General features: G+C 69.7%; 20 protein-coding genes. 16 read left to right on the top strand and 4 right to left on the bottom strand.

Going from position 1 to position 22,210, the window contains the following annotated elements:
- Window positions 1-9: 9 nt before the first annotated feature.
- From AC0KTM_RS15050 to AC0KTM_RS15035, 4 genes are read left to right on the top strand one after another with little or no spacing between them, the layout of a single operon-like run.
- On the top strand, window positions 10-1,407 hold the full coding sequence (locus tag AC0KTM_RS15050) for an ABC transporter substrate-binding protein (RefSeq protein WP_472416034.1): 1,398 nt from the start codon (window positions 10-12) through the stop codon (window positions 1,405-1,407).
- Entirely contained in the window at window positions 1,404-2,261 is an 858-nt protein-coding gene (locus tag AC0KTM_RS15045) for an ABC transporter permease (RefSeq protein ID WP_238956292.1), read from the top strand. Before AC0KTM_RS15050 ends, AC0KTM_RS15045 begins: the two co-directional genes overlap by 4 nt.
- The gene (locus tag AC0KTM_RS15040) at window positions 2,258-3,007 is read left to right on the top strand and encodes an ABC transporter ATP-binding protein (RefSeq protein WP_472416032.1); all 750 of its coding nucleotides are present in this window, start codon (window positions 2,258-2,260) and stop codon (window positions 3,005-3,007) included. The genes AC0KTM_RS15045 and AC0KTM_RS15040 overlap by 4 nt, the downstream gene beginning before the upstream one ends.
- A complete protein-coding gene (locus AC0KTM_RS15035; RefSeq protein ID WP_238956291.1) occupies window positions 3,004-5,706 on the top strand; it encodes a fumarate reductase/succinate dehydrogenase flavoprotein subunit in 2,703 nt (900 codons plus the stop codon). The genes AC0KTM_RS15040 and AC0KTM_RS15035 overlap by 4 nt, the downstream gene beginning before the upstream one ends.
- On the opposite strand, the gene AC0KTM_RS15030 is transcribed toward AC0KTM_RS15035, so the two are convergent.
- Both AC0KTM_RS15030 and AC0KTM_RS15025 read right to left on the bottom strand, forming a co-directional pair.
- On the bottom strand, window positions 5,707-6,246 hold the full coding sequence (locus AC0KTM_RS15030) for a GNAT family N-acetyltransferase (RefSeq protein ID WP_238956290.1): 540 nt from the start codon (window positions 6,244-6,246) through the stop codon (window positions 5,707-5,709).
- A gap of 13 nt (window positions 6,247-6,259) precedes the next feature.
- Entirely contained in the window at window positions 6,260-7,474 is a 1,215-nt protein-coding gene (locus AC0KTM_RS15025) for a serine hydrolase domain-containing protein (protein ID WP_472416030.1), read from the bottom strand.
- Window positions 7,475-7,771: 297 nt separating this feature from the next.
- Between AC0KTM_RS15025 and pyrR the strand changes: the two genes are divergently transcribed.
- From pyrR to pyrF, 7 genes are read left to right on the top strand one after another with little or no spacing between them, the layout of a single operon-like run.
- Window positions 7,772-8,344 (top strand): bifunctional pyr operon transcriptional regulator/uracil phosphoribosyltransferase PyrR, encoded by a 573-nt coding sequence (gene pyrR / locus AC0KTM_RS15020; protein WP_225328451.1) that lies wholly within the window; start codon window positions 7,772-7,774, stop codon window positions 8,342-8,344.
- On the top strand, window positions 8,341-9,309 hold the full coding sequence (locus tag AC0KTM_RS15015) for an aspartate carbamoyltransferase catalytic subunit (RefSeq protein WP_225328450.1): 969 nt from the start codon (window positions 8,341-8,343) through the stop codon (window positions 9,307-9,309). The genes pyrR and AC0KTM_RS15015 overlap by 4 nt, the downstream gene beginning before the upstream one ends.
- Window positions 9,306-10,598 carry a dihydroorotase gene (locus tag AC0KTM_RS15010; protein ID WP_472416028.1) on the top strand — a complete coding sequence of 431 codons (1,293 nt, stop codon included), beginning with the start codon at window positions 9,306-9,308 and terminating at the stop codon, window positions 10,596-10,598. The genes AC0KTM_RS15015 and AC0KTM_RS15010 overlap by 4 nt, the downstream gene beginning before the upstream one ends.
- Window positions 10,595-11,113, top strand: coding sequence for a PH-like domain-containing protein (locus AC0KTM_RS15005; RefSeq protein ID WP_238956287.1), 519 nt, complete (start codon window positions 10,595-10,597; stop codon window positions 11,111-11,113). Before AC0KTM_RS15010 ends, AC0KTM_RS15005 begins: the two co-directional genes overlap by 4 nt.
- Complete coding sequence (gene carA / locus AC0KTM_RS15000) at window positions 11,110-12,246, top strand: glutamine-hydrolyzing carbamoyl-phosphate synthase small subunit (protein ID WP_472416026.1); 1,137 nt, start codon at window positions 11,110-11,112, stop codon at window positions 12,244-12,246. Before AC0KTM_RS15005 ends, carA begins: the two co-directional genes overlap by 4 nt.
- On the top strand, window positions 12,246-15,611 hold the full coding sequence (gene carB / locus AC0KTM_RS14995) for a carbamoyl-phosphate synthase large subunit (protein WP_472416024.1): 3,366 nt from the start codon (window positions 12,246-12,248) through the stop codon (window positions 15,609-15,611). The genes carA and carB overlap by 1 nt, the downstream gene beginning before the upstream one ends.
- Window positions 15,608-16,432: an orotidine-5'-phosphate decarboxylase gene (gene pyrF, locus AC0KTM_RS14990; protein ID WP_225328445.1), complete on the top strand. Its 825-nt coding sequence runs from the start codon at window positions 15,608-15,610 to the stop codon at window positions 16,430-16,432. The genes carB and pyrF overlap by 4 nt, the downstream gene beginning before the upstream one ends.
- A 56-nt stretch (window positions 16,433-16,488) precedes the next feature.
- Here the strand turns inward: pyrF and AC0KTM_RS14985 are convergent, their stop codons facing one another.
- Window positions 16,489-16,911: a TOBE domain-containing protein gene (locus AC0KTM_RS14985; protein ID WP_008258197.1), complete on the bottom strand. Its 423-nt coding sequence runs from the start codon at window positions 16,909-16,911 to the stop codon at window positions 16,489-16,491.
- Between the two features lie 653 nt (window positions 16,912-17,564).
- Here AC0KTM_RS14985 and mihF point away from each other — a divergent pair.
- From mihF to metK, 5 genes are all read left to right on the top strand, one after another.
- Window positions 17,565-17,879 carry an integration host factor, actinobacterial type gene (gene mihF, locus AC0KTM_RS14980; RefSeq protein ID WP_007171927.1) on the top strand — a complete coding sequence of 105 codons (315 nt, stop codon included), beginning with the start codon at window positions 17,565-17,567 and terminating at the stop codon, window positions 17,877-17,879.
- A gap of 109 nt (window positions 17,880-17,988) precedes the next feature.
- Window positions 17,989-18,636 carry a guanylate kinase gene (gene gmk, locus AC0KTM_RS14975; RefSeq protein ID WP_238957320.1) on the top strand — a complete coding sequence of 216 codons (648 nt, stop codon included), beginning with the start codon at window positions 17,989-17,991 and terminating at the stop codon, window positions 18,634-18,636.
- A gap of 74 nt (window positions 18,637-18,710) precedes the next feature.
- Window positions 18,711-19,037, top strand: a complete 327-nt coding sequence (gene rpoZ, locus AC0KTM_RS14970) for a DNA-directed RNA polymerase subunit omega (RefSeq protein ID WP_008258195.1) — start codon at window positions 18,711-18,713, stop codon at window positions 19,035-19,037.
- 21 nt (window positions 19,038-19,058) lie between these two features.
- Window positions 19,059-20,321, top strand: a complete 1,263-nt coding sequence (gene coaBC, locus AC0KTM_RS14965) for a bifunctional phosphopantothenoylcysteine decarboxylase/phosphopantothenate--cysteine ligase CoaBC (RefSeq protein ID WP_238956284.1) — start codon at window positions 19,059-19,061, stop codon at window positions 20,319-20,321.
- Window positions 20,322-20,413: 92 nt separating this feature from the next.
- Window positions 20,414-21,625, top strand: a complete 1,212-nt coding sequence (metK, locus tag AC0KTM_RS14960; RefSeq protein WP_225328442.1) for a methionine adenosyltransferase — start codon at window positions 20,414-20,416, stop codon at window positions 21,623-21,625.
- A gap of 10 nt (window positions 21,626-21,635) precedes the next feature.
- On the opposite strand, the gene AC0KTM_RS14955 is transcribed toward metK, so the two are convergent.
- Window positions 21,636-22,202: a pyridoxamine 5'-phosphate oxidase family protein gene (locus AC0KTM_RS14955; RefSeq protein ID WP_472416022.1), complete on the bottom strand. Its 567-nt coding sequence runs from the start codon at window positions 22,200-22,202 to the stop codon at window positions 21,636-21,638.
- Window positions 22,203-22,210: the final 8 nt, after the last annotated feature.

Below are 22,210 nucleotides of genomic sequence, written 5' to 3'. Positions count from 1 at the left end.
GGATCTTTCATGAAACGTCACGCCGTATGGCCGGCGTCGGTGATGGTCGCGGTCGCCGCGCTCACCTCGGGTTGCTCGCTGGAATCCCTGTCGCAGTCATCCGGTGTGGTCAACGTGGTGGTGGGGTACCAGTCCAAGACCATCAACACCGTCACCGCGGGCACGCTGCTGCGCGCGCAGGGCTACCTCGAACGCCGCCTGGCGAACATCACCACCCGCACCGGCACCAAATACGCGGTGCGGTGGCAGGATTACGACACCGGCGCCCCGATCACCGCGCAGATGCTCGCCGAAAAGATCGACATCGGCTCGATGGGCGACTATCCGATGCTGATCAACGGCTCCAAGACACAGGCCAACCCGCTGGCCCGCACCGAGATCGTCTCCATCACCGGCTACAACCCCAAGGGCGCCCTCAACATGGTGGTGGTGAGCCCGGATTCGCGCGCCAAGGGCCTGACCGACCTCGCGGGCACCAAGGTCTCCGCCAGCGTCGGGTCGGCCGGCCACGGCACCCTGGTGCGGGCGCTGAGCCGGGCCTGCGGCGGCGGTGTCTGCGGTGTCGAGGTGCTCAACCAGCAGCCGCAGGTCGGGGCGTCGGCGCTGGAATCCGGTCAGGTGCAAGCGCTTTCGCAATTCGTCGCCTGGCCGGGGTTGCTGGTCTACCAGGGCAAGGCCAAACTGCTCTACGACGGGGCCGAGCTGAACCTGCCTACCCTGCACGGCGTGGTGGTGCGCCGCTCCTACGCGTCGGCGCACCCGGAGGTGCTGGGCGCCTTCCTGCAGGCGCAACTGGACGCCACCGACTTCCTGAACAACAAGCCGCTGCAGGCCGCCCGCATCGTCGCCGAGGAAAGCGGGCTGCCCCAGGAGGTGGTGTACCTCTACAACGGTCCCGGCGGCACGTCGTTCGACACCACGCTGAAGCCGTCGCTCGTCGAGGCGCTGAAAAGCGATGTGCCGTACCTGAAGTCGATCGGCGACTTCGCCGATCTCGATGTGGCGAAATTCGTGGTGGACGAACCGCTGCGCGCGGTGTTCACCGCCCGCGGGCTGGACTATGCGGCGTCGCGGGCGCGCACCGCCAACCCGTCCGCGCTGCGCGGCGACCCCGCGCTGGCCAGCGAGCTGTGGCTGGACGGGGCCACCGCCACGCAAACGGCCGCGACCCCGACCGGCCTGCTGCAGGCCGTGCGGGACGCGGTCGGCCACGGCGCCAAGGTCCGGGCGGCCTACGTTCCCGACGCCGAACTCGGCACTCGCTGGTTCGCGGACAAGGCGTTCTGGGTCAAAGACGGGCAGAACTACCTGCCGTTCGGCACCGCGGCCGGCGCGCACCGGTACCTCGCCGCCCACCCGGGCGGCGTCGTCATGGATTACCAAGAGGCACTGGGAGGTTCGGTATGACTGCCCAAGTGGTGGCCGATCAAGTCCTTGGCGTGGTCTCGACGCCCGCGGTGACGCGGCCGCGGCGCATCACGGCGCAGTGGCAGTCCCGGCTGCTGCGGGTGGCGTCGGTGGCAGCCGCGATCGGGGTGTGGCAGTTGCTCACCGCGGACAAGGTGCGGCTGTTGCTGCGGTTCGACACGCTGCCCACCGTCACCGAGATCGTGAACGCGCTGCACCGCCGGCTCGGCACCGGCGAATACTGGCTCGACCTGGCGCAGTCGCTGATCCGCATTTTGACCGGCTTCGGGCTGGCCGCCGTCATCGGCGTCGCGACCGGTGTGCTGCTGGGCCGTTCGCGGCTGTTCGCCGACGTCTTCGGGCCGCTGGCGGAGCTGGCCCGGCCCATCCCGGCGATCGCGATGGTGCCCGTGGCCATCCTGCTGTTCCCGACCGACGAGGCCGGCATCGTGTTCATCACGTTCCTGGCGGCCTATTTCCCGATCATGGTCTCCACCCGGCACGCGGTGCGCGCACTGCCCACGCTGTGGGAGGACTCGGTGCGCACGCTGGGTGGTGGCCGCTGGCAGGTGTTGACCCAGGTGGTGCTGCCCGGCATCCTGCCGGGTGTGTTCGGCGGGTTGTCCGTCGGCATGGGCGTGGCGTGGATCTGCGTGATCTCCGCCGAGATGATCTCCGGGCGCCTCGGCGTCGGCTACCGCACCTGGCAGGACTACACCGTGCTGGCCTACCCGCAGGTGTTCGTCGGCATCATCACAATCGGCGTGCTGGGGTTCGTGACGTCGGCGGCCGTCGAGGTGGTGGGCCGCCGGGTGACCCGCTGGCTGCCCCGCGCACAGGAGGGAGCACGATGACCGCGACGAAAACCGGGATGACCCTCGAGCTGGACCGGGTTCGGTTGTCCTACAACGGTCCTCCGGTGATCGACGAGCTGAGCCTGGTGGTGCGGCCGGGCGAGATCCTGGTGCTGACCGGGCCGTCGGGCTGCGGCAAGTCGACGGTGCTGCGCGCCCTGGCCGGCCTGCTCTCACCCGACGGCGGCCGCGTGCTGGCCGACGGCGGCGCCGTCCACACCACCTCGGGCGACCGGGGAATGGTGTTCCAGGACAACGCATTGCTGCCCTGGCGCACCGTGCGGTCCAACATCGAACTGGCGCTGCGCCTGCGCGGCGAACCCCGTGCCGGCCGGCGCGCCGCCGCCGAACGCTGGATCGACGAACTCGGTCTCACCGGCTTCGGCGACTACCTGCCCAAGAGCCTGTCCGGCGGGATGCGCCAGCGCGTCCAGCTCGCGCGGGGCCTGGCCGGCGCGCCCCGCGCGGTGATGATGGACGAGCCGTTCGGCGCGCTGGACACCCAGACGCGGGCGGCCATGCAGCGCTTGCTGATCGACACCTGGCGCACCCACCCGACCACGATCGTGTTCGTCACCCACGACGTCGACGAGGCGCTGGCGCTCGGCGACCGCATCGTGGTGCTGGGCCGCGCCGGTGAGCCACTGCGAGCCTCGATCGAGGTGCCGGATCCGCGCAGCGACCGGCCGCAGCAGGAATTGCGCGCGCAGATCATCGCCGCGCTGAACCATGCGGAGGTCCCATGATGCAGATTCCCGACCCGGCGGCACCGGTCCGGCTCGACTGTGACGTCCTGGTCATCGGCGGCGGCACCGCCGGCACCATGGCGGCGCTGTCCGCGGCCGAGAACGGCGCGCAGGTGCTGTTGCTGGAGAAGGCCCATGTGCGGCACTCCGGCGCCCTGGCGATGGGCATGGACGGGGTCAACAACGCGGTGATCCCCGGCAAGGCCGAGCCCGAGGACTACGTCGCCGAGATCACCCGCGCCAACGACGGAATCGTCAACCAGCGCACGGTGTATCAGACCGCCACCCGCGGGTTCGCGATGGTGCAGCGGCTGGAGCGCTACGGGGTGAAGTTCGAGAAGAACGAGCACGGTGAGTACGCCGTGCGCCGGGTGCACCGCTCGGGTTCGTACGTGCTGCCCATGCCCGAGGGCAAGGACGTGAAAAAGGCGCTGTACCGGGTGCTTCGGCAACGGTCGATGCGCGAGAAGATCCGGATCGAGAACCGGCTGATGCCGGTGCGGGTGCTGGTGGACGGCGGCCGTGCGGTGGGCGCCGCGGCGCTCAACACGCGCACCGGCGAGTTCGTCACCGTCGGCGCCAAGGCGGTGATCCTGGCGACGGGGGCGTGCGGCCGGCTCGGGCTGCCCGCCTCGGGCTATCTGTACGGCACATACGAGAATCCGACCAACGCCGGCGACGGGTACTCGATGGCCTACCACGCGGGTGCCGAGCTGTCCGGGATCGAATGCTTCCAGGTCAACCCGTTGATCAAGGACTACAACGGCCCGGCGTGCGCGTACGTGGCCAATCCCTTTGGCGGATACCAGGTCAACGCGCTCGGCGAGCGGTTCGTGGACTCCGACTACTGGTCGGGGCAGATGATGGCCGAGGTTAAAAGCGAGATCGACTCCGCGCGCGGACCCATCTATCTCAAGGTGACGCACCTCGCCGATGAGACGCTGACCGCGCTGGAAAACATCCTGCACACCACCGAACGGCCCACCCGCGGCACGTTCCACGCCAATCGCGGCCACGACTACCGCACCCACGACATCGAGATGCATATCTCCGAGATCGGTTTGTGCAGTGGGCATTCCGCCTCCGGCGTGTGGGTCGACGAGCAGGCCCGCACCACGGTGCCCGGCCTGTACGCCGCGGGGGACATGGCCTGCGTCCCGCACAACTACATGATCGGGGCGTTCGTGTTCGGTGACCTGGCCGGCACGCACGCCGCGTCCACTCTGGCTGACGTGGCTGCGCCGCAACGGCTTCCGGAGGACCAGGTGCGCGAGGCGCACGAGCTGATCTACCGGCCGCTGCGCCACCCGGACGGCCCGCCGCAGCCGCAGGTCGAATACAAGCTGCGCCGCTTCGTCAACGACTATGTCGCCCCGCCGAAGACGGCGGCCAAACTGTCGCTCGCGATCCGCACCTTCGACCGGATGCGCGATGAGATCGCCGAGATGGGCGCCCGCAATCCGCACGAGCTGATGCGCGCGGTGGAGGTGTCGTTCATCCGGGACTGCGCCGAGATGGCCGCCCGGTCCTCGCACACCCGCACCGAATCGCGCTGGGGCCTCTACCACGACCGCGCCGATCTACCCGGCCGCGACGACAACCAATGGGGCTACCACCTCAACCTGCGCAAGAGCCCCGGCGGTGAGATGGTGTTCCTCAAGCGGCCCGTGGCGCCGTATTTCGTGCCGGTCCCCGAGCTGGACGGCCTGCCGCCCACGGACCAGACCGTGTACCCGGTGGAGGAGCCGCCGCTGATCGGCGGCCAGGCCCCGGCCACGGCGGTGTCCCGGATCGCCTCGGCCACAACGGCGTTCGAACCTCCCTCGCCCCGCATCGCCGAGGTGCTGGCGCTCGAGGAACCGACGGTCGCCGACCTGGCGCGCTACCTCGCCGACTCCGATCCCGGCGTGCGCCGCACCGCGGTGGCAACACTGACCGAGCACATCCCCGACGGGTATGCGCCCGCCCTGTTGGCCGCGCTGGGCGACGACGACGCCGCCGTCCGCCGCACCGGCGCCGACGGGATCCGCGAGCTGGTCGAGGTGCTGCCCGAGCCCGAAAAGGCCGGGGAATACCTGGATTCGGCCGACCGCGTGGTGCGGGCGGCGGCGCTGTACGTGCTGGCGGCACGCCGCTCCGGTGACGGCGCCCAATACCGTCGGGCCCTCACCGACGCCGATCATCGGGTGCGTATCGAGGCCGTGCGCGCGCTGGTGTCCGTCGACGACGTGCACGGCGTCGTCGCCGCTGCCGCCGACGAGAACCGGGAGGTCCGGATCGCCGCGGCCGCCGGGCTGGCGACGCTAAGGGGCGGAGCCGAGGCTGTGCGCGGGCTGGTCGCCGACACCGACCCGTTGGTCCGTGCCGCCGGCCTCGCCGCGTTGGGCGAGATAGGTTGCGGCCAAGACGATTACAGCGCCGTCAAGCAGGCGCTACGGGCCCCGGCGTGGCAGGTGCGCGAAGGCGCGGCGCGGGCGCTGGCCGGCGCGGCGGCGGACTTCGCGGTTCCGCAGCTGTCCGAGGCGCTCAGCGACGCGCATCTGGACGTGCGCAAGGCGGCGGTGCTCAGCCTGACGCGCTGGGCGGCCGAACCCGCCGCGCGGGACGCCCTGGGGATCGCGCTCAAGGACAGCGACGCCGACGTGCGCGCCTACGCGCGCCGGGCGCTGGAACACGACGGCGCACCGGCGAACGACTAGTCAGCGCAGGATCTTGGCGTAGAGCAGGCTGTCCTGCGGCTCGGGCCCCATGGTGGGGTAGACGGCGTGCCGGGCCAACCGCCCCTCCAGGAAGAAACCGGCGTGCTCGAGCAGGCGCGCCGAACGTTCGTTGTCGACGCTGCACGTGGCCCAGACGCGATACACCTCGCGATCGGCGTCGAGCGCGGTGAGCAGCATGCCGAGCACCTCGGACATCAGACCCTTGCCCCACCACCGCCGGCCCAGGCAGTAGCCGATCTCGACCGAGTGCGGCGCCGCGCGCCGGCAGCTGGCCAGCCCGACGACCTCGCCGCGGTGCCGCAGCTCGATCACCCAGGTCTTCTCGTCGGCGCCGGCGTTGAGCTTTTCGGTGATCACCCGCCGCGTCGCGGCCACGTCGGGATGCGGCGCCCACAGCAGATATTTGGTGACCTGTGGATCGCGCGCGACACGCTGGTACAGCGGCCCGGCGTCGTCGAGCGTGGGCAGGCGCAGCGTCAGCCGCGGCCCGTTGATGCGGTCGGGTGGGTAATCGGCCATGGCGGTGCGCCCTTTAGAGGCCGAGCGCGCGATATGTGTTGCGGACAAATCTCGGTTGGGCGGTGCGGAGTTTGGCCAGCGACGTGTTGCCGGCGACGGCCGTGGCCGCGTCGACGGTCAGGTCCGGCAGGTTCTGGATGAGGTAGATCAGGATCAGATCCGTGGTGGGGTCCGCCTGCCACCAGGTCCCGTAGGCGCCCGGCCAGCTGAACGTGCCGACGCCGCCGGGCCCGAACAGCGGTGTGCTCCTTGCCGGATCGGTCACCACTGACAGGTTCAGCCCGAAGCCGCGGCCCACCCAATACGGCGCGCCGAGGAAGTTGTGCCGCTTCTGCTCGTCGGTGAGCCGGTCGGTGCGCATCAGCCGGACGGACTCCTCCGAGAGCACCCGCACGCCGTCGATCGTTCCGCCGTCGAGCAGCATCCGCACGAAACGCAGGTAATCGTCGGCGCTCGACCACAACCCGCCGCCGGCGTTGCAGAACGACGGCGGCGGGTTGTGCGGCGGGCCCATCATCCCGTGCTGCAGCTGGTGCTCGTTGGTCAGCCGGTACATGGTCGCCGCGCGGCGCCGGGCCTCGGGGGTGACGAAGAACCCGGTGTCGGTCATGCCCGCCGGATCCAGGATCCGTTCGTCGAGAACCTGATGGAACGGCTTGCCCTCGATGCGGGAAGCGATGACGCCCAGCAGGTCGATGGAATGGCTGTAGGTGACCCGGTCGCCGGGTTGGTGCACCAGCGGCAGCTTGGCGAGTTCGGCCAGCCAGGCGTCCGGGCCCTGATTGAACGGCAGCCGCATGTAGGCCTTGGCGATCGGCCCGGACACCGAGAATCCGTACGCCAGGCCGCTGGTGTGGGTGAGCAGGTCCTCGATCAGGATGGCGCGGTTCACCGGGTGGGTGCGGTCCAGCGGGCCGTGCGGATCGTCGAGCACCCGCACGTCGGCCAGCTCCGGCGCCCAGCGCACGATCGGATCCTTGAGCGTCAGCTTGCCCTCGTCGACCAGGCTCATGATCGTGGCGACGGTCACCGGCTTGGTCATCGACGCGATGCGAAACAGCGTGTCGCGCTGCATCGGCAGGCCCGCGTCGACGTCGCGATAGCCGATCTCGTTGACCTGCAGCAGTTCTCCGCGCTGCCACACCACCGTCACGGCGCCGGCGAGCAGGCCGGCGTCGCACACTTCGCGGACGGAGGCCGCGTTACCATCCAGGGTCCTGCGATTCACTCGGTCAGGTTAGCGGGCCGGCGCCGAAAGCCGATTGGCGCCGTTGCGCGCGGAAGGGGTGCCCAAGGACCGTCCACGTCCGTCCCACCGTCACTCGGCGACTTGTCGCTGTGAGGCGGGCACACATCCTGTCCTTCCCGGGAGAGACGCATGGGGCGGGTGTGACGAGCACGAGGCGAAGCGATGCGCGCCACACACGCCTGGCGCCGCCGCCCCCGAAATAAGTGCTACGCTGCCGTGCAGTCGACATCCTTTAACGATCCGTCCCGTGAGGCGGAGAAGGAGGTCAAGTTTCGTATGGGTGCTGCGGGCGACACGCGCTCAGGCAGTGATTCCCGGGAATTGATGTCGGCGGCCGACGTGGGCCGCACCATTTCCCGTATCGCACACCAGATCATCGAAAAGACGGCCCTCGACGGTCCCGACGCGCCGCGGGTCGTGCTACTGGGCATCCCCACACGCGGCGTGATCCTGGCCAAGCGTCTGGCCGGCAACATCGGCGAATACAGCGGCGTCGAGGTCGGCCACGGCGCGCTGGACATCACCCTGTACCGCGACGACCTGATGCAAAAACCACCGCGGCCGCTGGAAGCAACCTCGATCCCGGCCGGCGGCATCGACGACGCGTTGGTGATCCTGGTCGACGACGTGCTCTACTCCGGCCGCTCGGTGCGCTCCGCCCTGGACGCGCTGCGCGACGTCGGCCGCCCCCGGGTGGTGCAGCTGGCGGTGCTGGTCGACCGCGGCCATCGCGAACTGCCGCTGCGCGCCGATTACGTGGGCAAGAACGTTCCCACCTCACGCGGCGAGAGCGTGCACGTGTTGTTGAGGGAGAACGACGGTGACGACGGGGTGGTGATCTCGCGATGACGCGCCACCTGCTCGCCGCCGGCGACCTGAGCCTCGACGACGCGACCGCCATCCTCGACGACGCCGACCGCTTCGCCCAGGCGCTGGTGGGCCGCGAGATCAAGAAACTGCCGACGCTGCGCGGCCGCACCATCGTGACGATGTTCTACGAGAACTCGACCCGCACCCGGGTGTCCTTTGAGGTGGCCGGCAAGTGGATGAGCGCCGACGTGATCAACGTCAGTGCCACCGGATCGTCGGTGGGCAAGGGCGAGTCCCTGCGCGACACCGCACTGACGCTGCGGGCTGCCGGGGCGGACGCGCTGATCATCCGACATCCGGCGTCGGGCGCCGCGCATCTGCTTGCCGAATGGACATGCGCCGAAGGCGATTCCGCTGATTCCGGCCCCTCGGTGATCAACGCCGGGGACGGCACTCACGAGCACCCGACGCAGGCGCTGCTGGACGCGCTCACCATCCGCCAGCGGCTCGGCGGCATCGATGGCCGGCGCGTCGTGATCGTCGGCGACGTCCTGCACAGCCGGGTGGCTCGTTCCAACGTCATGTTGCTGCACACCTTGGGCGCCGAGGTGGTCCTGGTGGCACCGCCGACGCTGCTGCCGGTCGGCGTCGAGGGCTGGCCGGTCACCGTGTCCAACGACTTCGACGCCGAGCTGCCCGCCGCCGACGCGGTGCTGATGCTGCGCGTGCAGGCCGAGCGGATGAACGGCGGCTTCTTCCCGTCGGTGCGCGAATACTCGTCGCTGTACGGGCTTTCCGATCGTCGCCAGGCGATGCTGCCTGGCCACGCCGTGGTGCTGCACCCCGGACCGATGCTGCGCGGCATGGAGATCGCATCATCGGTGGCCGACTCGTCGCAATCGGCTGTGCTGCAACAGGTTTCCAACGGTGTGCATGTGCGGATGGCGGTGCTGTTCCACGTGCTCGTGGGTGCCGAGTCGGCCGGAAACGAGGGGGCCGCATGAGCGTTTTGCTGCGCGGGGTGCGCTTGTACGGTGAAGGTGACCGCGTCGATGTCCTGGTCGATGACGGTCAGATCGCCGAGATCGGCCCGGCATTGGAAATTCCCGATACGGCCGACGTGATCGATGCCACCGATCAGGTGCTGCTCCCGGGGTTCGTCGACCTGCACACCCACCTGCGCGAGCCGGGCCGAGAATACGCCGAAGACATCGAAACCGGTTCGGCCGCTGCGGCTTTGGGCGGATACACGGCGGTGTTCGCGATGGCCAACACCAATCCGGTCGCCGACAGCCCGGTGGTCACCGACCACGTCTGGCATCGGGGCCAGCAGGTCGGCCTGGTCGACGTGCACCCGGTGGGCGCCGTCACCGTCGGATTGGCCGGCAAAGAGCTCACCGAGATGGGCATGATGGCGAACGGGGCCGCGCAGGTGCGGATGTTCTCCGACGACGGCATCTGCGTGCACGATCCGCTGGTGATGCGCCGCGCCCTCGAGTACGCCACCGGCCTGGGCGTGCTCGTCGCCCAGCACGCCGAGGAGCCCCGGCTGACCGTCGGCGCCGTCGCCCACGAGGGCCCCACCGCCGCCCGGCTGGGCCTGTCCGGATGGCCGCGGGCGGCCGAGGAATCCATCGTCGCCCGGGACGCGCTGCTGGCCCGCGACGCCGGCGCCCGGGTGCACATCTGCCACGCCTCCACCGCGGGCACCGTCGAGATCGTGAAATGGGCTAAGGATCAAGGGATTTCGATCACCGCCGAGGTCACCCCGCACCACCTGATGCTCGACGACAGCCGGCTGGCCAGCTACGACGGGCGCAACCGCGTCAACCCGCCGCTGCGTGAGGCGGCCGACGCGGTGGCGCTGCGCCAGGCGCTGGCCGACGGCGTCATCGACTGCGTGGCCACCGATCACGCCCCGCACGCCGAGCACGAGAAGTGCGTGGAGTTCTCCGCGGCGCGGCCCGGCATGCTGGGGCTGCAGACGGCGCTGTCGATCGTGGTGCAGACGATGGTCATCCCCGGGCTGCTGACCTGGCGTGGCCTCGCCGGGGTGATGAGCGAAAACCCCGCGCGCATCGCGCGCCTGCCCGATCACGGCCGGCCGCTGGAGGTGGGGGAGCCGGCCAACCTGACCGTGGTGGACCCCGACGCCACGTGGAACGTCGCCGGGCCCGACCTGGCCAGCCGGTCGGCCAACACGCCCTACGAAGCGATGACCTTGCCCGCCACCGTGACCGCGACCCTGCTGCGCGGCAAGGTCACCTGTCGAGACGGGAAGTGCCCGGCATGAATTCGGGCACGCTGGTGGGGTCGCTGATCTTCGCGGCCGTGCTGGTGGTGGTGATCACGGTGGTGATCCAGCTGATGATGCGCAGCTGGCAGCGCCGCGCGCAGCGGCAGGCGGAGCTGATCGGCGACCTACCGCAGATCCCGGACCAGGTCGGTGCGGCGAGCATCACCACCCGCGGCCACTATTGCGGTTCCATGATGGCGCCGGGCTGGAGCGAGCGAATCGCGGCAGGCGATCTCGGTTACCGCAGCAAAGCGGTGCTGACCCGCTACGCCGGGGGCATCATGGTGGAACGCCTGCGGGCCCAACCGATTTGGATTCCACAGGAGTCGATCACGGCCATCCGCATGGAGCGCGGGATGGCGGTGCGGCCGGCCCGGATCGGCATTCTGGCGATCCGCTGGCGGCTGCCGTCGGGCGTCGAGATCGACACCGGTTTCCGGGCGAATGAGCGCCACGACTACGACGCGTGGCTCGAGGAACGACGGGATGGCCAGGAGAATGAGGTCGCGTGAGCAGTAAGGCCCTATTGGTACTCGAAGACGGCCGCGTCTTCACCGGCACGCCGTTCGGCAAGATCGGTCAAACGCTGGGCGAGGCCGTGTTTTCCACCGGCATGTCCGGCTACCAGGAGACGCTGACCGATCCCAGTTACCACCGGCAGATCGTGGTGGCCACGGCGCCGCAGATCGGCAACACCGGGTGGAACGACGAGGACGCCGAGAGCCGCGGCGACAAGATCTGGGTCGCCGGCTACGCGGTGCGCGACCCGTCGCCGCGCCCATCCAACTGGCGGGCCACCGGGACCCTGGAGGACGAGCTGATCCGCCAGCACATCGTGGGGATCGCCGGCATCGACACCCGGGCGGTGGTCCGGCATCTGCGCACCCGCGGCTCGATGAAGGCGGGCGTGTTCTCCGGCGATGCGCTCGCCGACCCGGACGAGTTGTTGCAGCGGGTGACGGGACAGCAGTCCATGCTGGGCGCCGACCTGGCCGGCGAGGTCAGCACGCCGGACACCTACATCGTGGAACCCGAAGGGACACACCGGTTTACGGTGGCCGCGCTGGACCTGGGCATCAAGACCAACACGCCACGCAATTTCGCCCGGCGCGGCATTCGCAGCCACGTGCTGGCGTCGTCGGCGACCTACGAGCAGATCGCCGACATCAAACCGGACGGAGTGTTCCTGTCCAACGGCCCGGGCGACCCCGCCACCGCCGATCACATCGTGGCGGTCACCCGTGAGGTGCTGGGGGCCGGAATCCCGTTGTTCGGCATCTGTTTCGGCAACCAGATCCTGGGCCGGGCGCTGGGCCTGTCTACCTACAAGATGGTGTTCGGCCACCGCGGCATCAACATCCCGGTCATGGACCACGCCACCGGGCGGGTGGCGGTGACCGCACAGAACCACGGCTTCGCGCTCGAGGGGGAGGCCGGCCAGTCGTTCGACACGCCGTTCGGCCAAGCGATCGTCAGCCACACCTGCGCCAACGACGGAGTGGTCGAGGGCGTCAAACTCGCCGACGGACGGGCCTTTTCGGTTCAATACCATCCGGAGGCCGCCGCCGGCCCTCGCGACGCGAATTACCTGTTCGACCAATTCATCGAGTTGATGGCGGCCCCAAACCGCGGAAAGGGGCGGTAGTGCCGCGTCGTACCGATTTGCGTCACGTGCTGGTGATCGGTTCGGGTCCGATCGTGATCGGGCAGGCCTGCGAGTTCGACTACTCGGGCACCCAGGCCTGCCGGGTGCTGCGCGCCGAGGGGCTGCAGGTCAGCCTGGTCAACTCCAACCCGGCCACCATCATGACGGACCCCGAGTACGCCGACCACACCTACGTCGAGCCCATCACCCCCGCCTTCGTCGAACGGGTGATCGTGCAACAGGCCGAGCGGGGCAACAAGATCGACGCCCTGCTGGCCACCCTGGGCGGGCAGACCGCGCTCAACACCGCGGTCGCGCTCTACGAGAACGGGGCGCTGGAGCGCCACGGCGTGGAGCTCATCGGCGCCGACTTCGACGCCATCCAGCGCGGCGAGGACCGGCAGATGTTCAAGGACATCGTCGCCAAGGTGGGCGGTGAATCTGCCCGCAGCCGAGTGTGTTTCACCATGGAAGAGGTCCGCGAGACGGTCGAGGAGCTGGGCCTGCCGGTGGTGGTGCGGCCCAGCTTCACCATGGGCGGCCTGGGATCGGGGATGGCGCGATCCGTCGAGGAGGTCGACCGGATGGCCGGCGCCGGGCTGGCCGAGAGCCCCAGCGCCAACGTGCTCATCGAGGAATCGATCTACGGCTGGAAGGAATTCGAGCTCGAGCTGATGCGCGACGGCAACGACAACGTGGTCGTGGTGTGCTCGATCGAGAACTTCGACCCGATGGGCGTGCACACCGGCGACTCGGTCACCGTCGCGCCGGCCATGACGCTGACCGACCGCGAATACCAGCGGATGCGCGATCTCGGCATCGCGATCCTGCGCGAGGTCGGCGTGGACACCGGGGGCTGCAACATCCAGTTCGCGGTCAACCCGGCCGACGGCCGGCTGATCGTCATCGAGATGAATCCCCGGGTGTCGCGGTCAAGCGCGCTGGCGTCCAAGGCCACCGGCTTCCCGATCGCCAAGATCGCCGCCAAGCTGGCCATCGGCTACACCCTCGACGAGATCGTCAACGACATCACCAAGGAAACCCCGGCCTGCTTCGAGCCCACCCTGGACTACGTGGTGGTCAAGGCGCCGCGGTTCGCCTTCGAGAAGTTCCCGGGCGCCGATCCCACCCTGACCACCACGATGAAATCCGTCGGTGAGGCAATGTCGTTGGGCCGTAACTTCGTTGAGGCGCTGGGCAAGGTGATGCGGTCGCTGGAGACCAGCCGCGTCGGCTTCTGGACCAAGCCCGACGACGAGGGGGATATCGAGGAGGTGTTGACCAGGCTGCGGACACCGACCGAGGGCCGCCTCTATGACATCGAACTCGCCCTGCGGCTGGGAGCGTCGGTGGAGCAGGTCGCCGAGGCCAGCGGTGTGGACCCGTGGTTCGTCGCGCAGATCGGCGAGCTGATCACGCTGCGCGCCGAGCTGATCGCCGCGCCGGTCCTCGACGCCGACCTGCTGAGGCGGGCCAAGCACAACGGGCTTTCGGACCGCCAGATCGCCGCGCTGCGGCCCGAATTGGCCGGTGAGAACGGGGTGCGGTCGCTGCGCGGGCGCTTGGGTGTGCACCCGGTGTACAAGACCGTCGACACCTGCGCGGCCGAGTTCGAGGCCAAGACGCCGTACCACTACAGCAGCTACGAACTGGACCCCGCGGCCGAGACCGAGGTGGCGCCGCAGACCGAGAAACCCAAGGTGCTGATCCTGGGGTCGGGCCCCAACCGGATCGGCCAGGGCATCGAATTCGACTACAGTTGCGTGCACGCGGCAACGACGTTGTCGCAGGCCGGTTTTGAGACCGTGATGGTCAACTGCAACCCGGAGACGGTGTCGACCGACTATGACACTGCCGACCGGCTGTACTTCGAGCCGCTGACCTTCGAGGACGTCCTGGAGGTTTTCCGCGCCGAGCAACAGTCGGCCGGCGACGGGCCCGGGGTGGTCGGGGTGATCGTGCAACTCGGCGGCCAAACGCCGCTCGGGTTGGCCCAGCGCCTCGCCGACGCGGGCGTACCGATCGTCGGTACCCCACCGGAAGCCATCGACCTGGCCGAGGACCGCGGCGCGTTCGGCGACGTGCTGACCGCGGCCGGCCTGCCGGCGCCGAAGTACGGCACCGCAACCACTTTCGACCAGGCCCGCCGGATCGCCGAAGACATCGGCTACCCGGTGCTGGTGCGGCCGTCCTACGTGCTGGGCGGCCGCGGCATGGAGATCGTCTACGACGAGGAGACGCTGCAGGGCTACATCACCCGCGCGACCGAGCTCTCGCCCGAGCACCCCGTGCTCGTCGACCGCTTCCTCGAAGACGCGGTGGAGATCGACGTCGACGCGCTCTGCGACGGTACCGAGGTGTACATCGGCGGCATCATGGAGCACATCGAGGAAGCCGGCATCCACTCCGGCGACTCGGCGTGCGCCCTGCCCCCGGTGACGCTGGGCCGCAGCGACATCGAGAAGGTGCGCCGCGCGACCGAGGCCATCGCGCACGGCATCGGCGTGATCGGGCTGCTCAACGTGCAGTACGCGCTCAAGGACGACGTGCTCTACGTCCTGGAGGCCAACCCGCGCGCCAGCCGCACGGTGCCTTTCGTGTCCAAGGCCACCGCGATCCCGCTCGCCAAGGCGTGCGCCCGGATCATGTTGGGCGCCAGCATCTCCCAGCTCCGCGAGGAGGGGCTGCTGGCGGCGTCCGGCGACGGGGCGCACGCGGCGCTGGACGCTCCGATCGCCGTCAAGGAGGCGGTGTTGCCCTTCCACCGCTTCCGCCGCGCCGACGGCGCCGCCATCGATTCGCTGCTCGGCCCGGAGATGAAGTCCACCGGCGAGGTGATGGGCATCGACCGCGACTTCGGCACCGCCTTCGCCAAGAGCCAAACCGCCGCCTACGGGTCGCTGCCGGCCCAGGGCACCATCTTCGTGTCGGTGGCCAACCGGGACAAGCGCTCCCTGGTGTTTCCCGTCAAGCGCCTGGCGGACCTGGGATTCCGCGTCCTCGCCACCGAGGGCACCGCGGAGATGTTGCGGCGCAACGGGATTCCCTGCGACGAGGTGCGCAAGCATTTCGAGGACCCGCAACCGGGCCGTCCCGCAACGTCGGCGGTGGACGCCATCAAGGCCGGTGAGGTCGACCTGGTGATCAACACGCCCTACGGCAACTCCGGTCCGCGCATCGACGGCTACGAAATCCGTTCGGCCGCGGTGTCGGTCAACATCCCCTGCGTCACCACGGTGCAGGGCGCGTCGGCCGCGGTGCAGGGCATCGAGGCGGGCATCCGTGGCGACATCGACGTGCGGAGCCTGCAGGAGCTGCACAGCCAGATCGGTAACGGCGGCCAGCCCGGAAACGGTGCCCGGTGACCGGATTCGGGGTCCGGCTGACCGACGCGAAAGCCGAGCGCGGGCCGCTGTGCGTGGGCATCGACCCGCACCCCGAGCTGCTGCGGGCCTGGGGCCTGCCCACGACGGCCGACGGGCTGGCCGCGTTCTGCGACATCTGCATCGAGGCGTTCTCGGGGCTCGCCGTCGTCAAGCCCCAGGTGGCGTTCTTCGAGGCCTATGGCTCCGCCGGATTCGCGGTGCTCGAACGCACCATCGCGGCCCTGCGGTCGGCCGGGGTGCTGGTGCTGGCCGACGCCAAGCGCGGTGACATCGGAACGACGATGGCCGCCTACGCCGCTGCCTGGGCGGGGGATTCGCCGCTGGCCGCCGACGCGGTGACGGCCACGCCGTACCTGGGGTTCGGGTCGCTGCGGCCGCTGCTGGAAGCCGCCGCGGCGCACGACCGGGGCGTGTTCGTGCTGGCCGCGACCTCCAACCCGGAGGGCGCGACCGTGCAGCGGGCCGCCTTCGACGGCCGCACGGTGGCCCAGCTGGTCGTCGACCAGGCGGCGGTGGTGAATCGGTCGGCGACCCCGTCCGGGCCCGGATACGTCGGCGTCGTCGTGGGCGCGACCGTGCTGCAGGCGCCCGATCTCAGCGCCCTGGGTGGGCCGGTGCTGGTGCCGGGCCTCGGGGTGCAGGGCGGGCGGCCCGAGGCGCTCGCCGGGCTGGGCGGGGCCGAGCCGGGGCAGCTGCTGCCCGCGGTGGCGCGCGAGGTGCTGCGGGCCGGGCCGGGGGTGGCGGAGCTGCGCGGGGCGGCCGAACGGATGCTGGACGCCGTCGCCTACCTGGCGGTCTGAGTTAGTGCGATGGCGGCGACCCGCTGCGCCCGGCTACGCCGCGCTTGCGATCGCCGCTAGTCCGACGCCAGCGCCGTGCTGGGCTGGGCGGTTTCGACGATGACGGTGGTGGCCTTGACGACGGCCACCGCGACGCTGCCGGGACGCAGCTGCAACTCCTCGGCGGCCTCGGTGCTCATCAGCGAAACGACGGTGAACGGACCGCACTGCATCTCCACCTGGGTCATCACCTTGTCGCTGACCACCGCGGTGACCAGCCCGACGAAGCGGTTGCGGGCCGAGCTGCCGATGCTGAGCGGGTCGGCCGGCGGTGCGGGCGCGTTGCTGCGGGAGAAGCGGGCGAGGTCCTCGCTGGCGATCACCTTGCGGCCGGCGGCGTCGTGGCTGACCTCCAACGCCCCCTGATTGATCCAGCGCCGCACGGTGTCATCACTGACGCCGAGCAGCTCAGCCGCCTGGCGAATCCGCAGGTTGGACACGCCCCGATCGTAACTGATCCCTCACCGCGGATTAGCTGAACGCCGTCCGGTCGGGCCGCTTTTCCGCAGGTGCGGATCGTTGTCTCCAAGAGTCCGGGTCCTGCGGTTGCACACCCTCTAGTGGTACGAATCCGCGGAACCGGAGAGCCCGAATTCGCCGGCCCCTGGCGGCCGCCGGCGAGGGCCCCGACCCCCCACGACCCCGCGGGACCCGCCGAACCCCGTCGCGGCGGGCGGGGCGGCGGCGCTGGCCTGCCGTTTGACGGCGAACGCGACACGCGCGACACGCCGTGACGAATGCGTGATCCCTCGCACCGCCGCGCGCGACTGCGCGCGGGCGCATTTCCCAACGGGTCCCGGCGCCGCAGCTCATGCGGTCCGAACGCATAAAACCGCTGGTAGAGGGCTCAACTATGGCCGAAATCGGGCCGCGCCGGAGCCGTCGGGACGGCGTCGAGGCGGGCGTCGTCGACGGTGTCCGGCGGGCGGCTCGGGCGGGACACGCGCCGTTGCATGCTGGGAGTTTGCCCCGTTAAGCAGGGGGGCGGGTTAGATTTCGTCAGGAGGCCTGAGTACGGTCGTCTCCGCTGGCAGAAGAACCGGCGAGACAAAATGAGATCGATTGAAATTGATTGATCAGATACGGAGGAATCGTGGCCCTTCCCCAGTTGACCGACGAGCAGCGCGCGGCCGCGTTGGAGAAGGCGGCTGCCGCACGTCGAGCGCGAGCAGAGCTCAAGGACCGGCTGAAGCGTGGCGGCACCAACCTCACCCAGGTGCTCAAGGACGCCGAGACCGACGAAGTCCTGGGCAAGATGAAGGTTTCCGCGCTTCTCGAGGCGTTGCCCAAGGTGGGCAAGGTCAAGGCGCAGGAAATCATGACTGAGCTGGAGATCGCCCCCACCCGCCGCCTGCGCGGTCTCGGCGATCGTCAGCGCAAGGCCCTGCTGGAAAAGTTCGGCTCCTAACCCGGCCGCCGACGATGCAGGCCGAACGGCCTGAGGAGACGGCGGGCACACCGGCCCGAGCCGTGGGCGCACCTGCCCAGGAGCGCCGGTGAGCGGCGGGGGACCGGACATCCAGCACGGGTTACGTCCCGAGCCATCCGGTGACGGGCGTGTGGTCGTGCTGTCCGGTCCCTCCGCGGTCGGCAAGTCGACGGTGGTCCGGTGCCTGCGCGAGCGGGTCCCGGACCTGCATTTCAGCGTCTCGGCCACCACACGGGCGCCGCGGCCCGGCGAGGTCGACGGCGTCGACTACCACTTCGTCAGCCCCGAACGCTTCCAGCAGCTGATCGACGAGGGCGCGCTGCTGGAATGGGCCGAGATTCACGCGGGCCTACACCGCTCGGGCACCCTGGCCGAGCCGGTTCGGGCCGCCACCGCCCGCGGATTCCCGGTCCTGATCGAGGTGGATCTGGCCGGGGCCAGGGCAGTGAAGAGGGCGATGCCCGAGGCCCTGACGGTGTTTTTGGCGCCGCCCAGCTGGGAGGACTTGGAGGCCAGGCTCGTCGGCCGGGGCACCGAGACCCCGGAGGTCATGCAGCGGCGCCTCGAGACCGCCCGCATCGAAATGGCGGCCCGCGACGACTTCGATCGGGTGGTCGTCAACCGTCGATTGGAGTCTGCGTGCGCCGAATTGGTATCCTTGCTGGTGGGAACTGCGCCGAACCGGCATGACCCAGCTGGCCAGACCAGAAGCCAGACCGCATCCAATCAAGATTGAGTACCGAACTTTCAGCGGTGATCAGCCGTTTTGGGGCTCGAGCCCGATTTCGAACGCAGAGGAGATTGACCTCAGTGACTATTCCGCAGTCCGACGCGGCCCTGGCCGCCGTCCCCGACCGGTTCGATCTGTCCGCCGGGGCGCCGGGCGCCTACGACACTCCGCTGGGCATCACCAACCCGCCCATCGACGAGCTGCTGGACCGGGTTTCGAGCAAGTACGCCCTGGTCATTTACGCGGCCAAGCGGGCCCGTCAGATCAACGATTACTACAACCAGCTCGGTGAGGGCATCCTCGAGTACGTGGGGCCGCTGGTCGAGCCGGGGCTGCAGGAAAAGCCGCTCTCGATCGCGCTCCGCGAGATCCACGGCGACCTGCTCGAGCACACCGAGGGCGAGTAACAGGGCCGGGCCGGGCGCGCTGTGGACCGCACGCGGATCCCCAAACGAGTCGTAGTCGGTGTCTCCGGCGGCATCGCCGCCTACAAGGCGTGCACCGTCGTCCGTCAGCTGTCCGAGGCCGGCCATTCCGTCCGGGTCATTCCGACCGAGTCCGCGCTGCGTTTCGTCGGCGCGGCCACTTTTGAGGCGCTCTCCGGCCAGCCGGTGCACACCGGCGTCTTCAACGACGTGCCCGAGGTCCCGCACGTCCAGCTCGGCAAGCAGGCCGACCTGGTCGTGGTGGCCCCGGCCACCGCGGATCTGTTGGCCCGCGCGGTGCACGGCCGCGCCGACGACCTGCTGACCGCCACGCTGCTCACCGCGCGATGCCCGGTGCTGTTCGCGCCGGCCATGCACACCGAGATGTGGCTGCACCCGGCCACCGTCGACAACGTGGCCACGTTGCGCCGGCGCGGCGCGGTGGTGCTCGAGCCCGCCGCCGGGCGGCTCACCGGGACGGACAGCGGGTCGGGCCGGCTCCCCGAAGCCGAGGAGATCACCACCCTGGCCCACCTACTGCTGGAACGCCACGACGCGCTGCCTTACGACCTCGCCGGCTGCAAGATGCTGGTGACCGCCGGCGGCACCCGCGAACCGGTCGACCCGGTGCGCTTCATCGGCAACCGAAGCTCCGGCAAACAGGGCTACGCCGTGGCGCGGGTGGCCGCCCAGCGCGGCGCCGAGGTCACCCTGATCGCCGGGCACACCGCCGGGCTGATCGATCCCGCCGGTGTCGAGGTCGTCCACGTCAGCTCCGCGAGCCAGTTGGGCGACGCGGTGTCCAAGCGCGCCCCCGAGGCCGACGTGCTGGTGATGGCCGCCGCGGTCGCCGACTTCCGGCCCGCGCACGTCGCCGCCGCCAAGATCAAAAAGGGCGCCACGGAAGACACAGGGGCGCCGACGATCGAGCTGGTGCGCAATGACGACGTGCTCGCCGGGGCGGTGCGGGCCCGCGCCCACGGGCAGCTGCCCAACATGCGGGCCATCGTGGGCTTCGCCGCCGAGACCGGCGACACAGAAGGCGACGTGCTGTTTCACGCGAGAGCCAAGCTGCAGCGCAAGGGCTGCGATCTGCTGGTGGTCAACGCCGTCGGCGATGGCCGCGCGTTCGAGGTGGACAGCAACGACGGCTGGCTGCTGGCCTCCGACGGCACCGAGTCGGCGCTGCAGCACGGCTCCAAGACATTGATGGCCAGTCGTATCGTGGATGCGATCGCCGCGTTCCTGCACGGGGACAGCGGGTAGAGGGTCGAGTTCTTCTCGGCACCGGGACGGGGTGCCGACCGGCTGACGCGGGCCGATATAATTCGGTTGACTAACTATTTGGAAGGATTGGCATGAGCGAAAAGGGTCGCCTGTTTACCAGTGAGTCGGTGACTGAGGGACATCCCGACAAAATCTGTGACGCGATCAGCGACTCGGTCCTCGACGCCCTGCTGGCGCAGGACCCGCGCTCACGTGTCGCGGTCGAGACGCTGGTGACCACCGGGCAGGTGCACGTGGTCGGTGAGGTGACGACGACGGCCAAGGAGGCCTTCGCCGACATCACCAACACGGTCCGCGAGCGCATCCTCGACATCGGCTACGACTCGTCGGACAAGGGCTTCGACGGGGCATCCTGCGGGGTGAACATCGGCATCGGCGCGCAATCGCCCGACATCGCCCAGGGCGTCGACACCGCCCACGAGACCCGCGTCGAGGGCGCGGCCGACCCGCTGGACTCCCAGGGCGCCGGCGACCAGGGCCTGATGTTCGGCTACGCGATCAACGACACCCCCGAGCGGATGCCGCTGCCCATCGCGCTGGCCCACCGCCTGTCGCGCCGGCTGACCGAGGTCCGCAAGAACGGGGTGCTGCCCTACCTGCGCCCCGACGGCAAGACGCAGGTCACGATCGAATTCGAGGACGACGTCCCGGTCCGGCTGGACACCGTGGTCATCTCCACCCAGCACGCGGCCGACATCGACCTGGAGAACACCCTGACACCCGACATCCGGGAAAAGGTGCTCAACACCGTGCTCAACGACCTGGCGCACGACACGCTGGACACCTCCTCGACGCGGCTGCTGGTCAACCCGACCGGCAAGTTCGTCGTCGGCGGCCCGATGGGGGACGCGGGGCTGACCGGCCGCAAGATCATCGTCGACACCTACGGCGGCTGGGCGCGGCACGGCGGTGGGGCCTTCTCCGGCAAGGACCCGTCCAAGGTGGACCGCTCGGCGGCGTACGCGATGCGCTGGGTGGCTAAGAACATCGTCGCCGCCGGGCTCGCGGAGCGGGTCGAGGTGCAGGTGGCCTACGCCATCGGCAAGGCCGCGCCGGTCGGGTTGTTCATCGAGACCTTCGGCACCGCGACCGTCGACCCGGTCAAGATCGAGAAGATCGTTCCCGAGGTGTTCGACCTGCGACCGGGCGCGATCATCCGCGACCTGGACCTGCTGCGCCCGATCTACGCGCAGACCGCCGCCTACGGGCACTTCGGCCGCACCGACGTCGAACTGCCCTGGGAGCAGCTGAACAAGGTCGACGACCTCAAGCGCGCCATCTAGGCGCGGCGGCTCACTGCCGCGGCGCCGGGTGGTCGGGATCGAGCGCGGGCAACCCGTCGATGCTGCGCCGGTTGCGGTGGATCAGCCGCGTGTAGGCCTCGTCGGGCGCCTTGTGGTGATACGCGTCGAGCACCGGTCGCTCGTCGACGAGTTCGTAGTAGGGCACCGCGAATCCGCACGCGTCGGCGATCCGCTCCACGTCGACCACGATGATGGCGCGGATCCCCGCATGCCGGTCACCGAAATGCGTGATGAGATCGGCGAATTCGGCGTCGTCGGGCCGGATCACCCGCCCGGTGCCGAACAGCCGCAGGATCCGCGAGTTGCGGGTGAACGAGCAGAACATGACGGTGATGCGGCCGTTGTCGCGCAGATGGGCGATGGTCTCCACGCCGCTGCCGAACAGGTCCAGGTAGGCCACGGTGCGCTCGTCGAGCACCGCGAACGTGTCGCAATACCCCTTGGGGGACAGGTTGATTCGACCACCCTCGGAGGGCGCGGTGGCGACGAAGAAAACGGCCTGTTGGCGGATGAAGTCGCGCAGCGACTCGTCGATGCTGTCAAATTCCTTCGCCACCCGTGCAG

It is taken from the genome of Mycobacterium sp. NTMscope_Eco_3 (assembly GCF_976985685.1).
The sequence above is the reverse complement of the archived record's forward strand: the minus strand, read 5'-3'. Positions and strand labels throughout refer to the sequence as shown.

Bases quoted from the DNA above. Each gene is read 5' to 3' on its own strand.
- AC0KTM_RS15045 (WP_238956292.1), top strand. From the start codon at position 1,404: ATGACTGCCCAAGTGGTGGCCGATCAAGTCCTTGGCGTGGTCTCGACG.
- AC0KTM_RS15035 (WP_238956291.1), top strand. From the start codon at position 3,004: ATGATGCAGATTCCCGACCCGGCGGCACCGGTCCGGCTCGACTGTGAC.
- metK (WP_225328442.1), top strand. From the start codon at position 20,414: ATGAGCGAAAAGGGTCGCCTGTTTACCAGTGAGTCGGTGACTGAGGGA.
- AC0KTM_RS15040 (WP_472416032.1), top strand. From the start codon at position 2,258: ATGACCGCGACGAAAACCGGGATGACCCTCGAGCTGGACCGGGTTCGG.
- AC0KTM_RS15015 (WP_225328450.1), top strand. From the start codon at position 8,341: ATGACGCGCCACCTGCTCGCCGCCGGCGACCTGAGCCTCGACGACGCG.
- AC0KTM_RS15010 (WP_472416028.1), top strand. From the start codon at position 9,306: ATGAGCGTTTTGCTGCGCGGGGTGCGCTTGTACGGTGAAGGTGACCGC.
- AC0KTM_RS15050 (WP_472416034.1), top strand. From the start codon at position 10: ATGAAACGTCACGCCGTATGGCCGGCGTCGGTGATGGTCGCGGTCGCC.
- AC0KTM_RS15030 (WP_238956290.1), bottom strand. From the start codon at position 6,246: ATGGCCGATTACCCACCCGACCGCATCAACGGGCCGCGGCTGACGCTG.
- AC0KTM_RS15005 (WP_238956287.1), top strand. From the start codon at position 10,595: ATGAATTCGGGCACGCTGGTGGGGTCGCTGATCTTCGCGGCCGTGCTG.
- pyrR (WP_225328451.1), top strand. From the start codon at position 7,772: ATGGGTGCTGCGGGCGACACGCGCTCAGGCAGTGATTCCCGGGAATTG.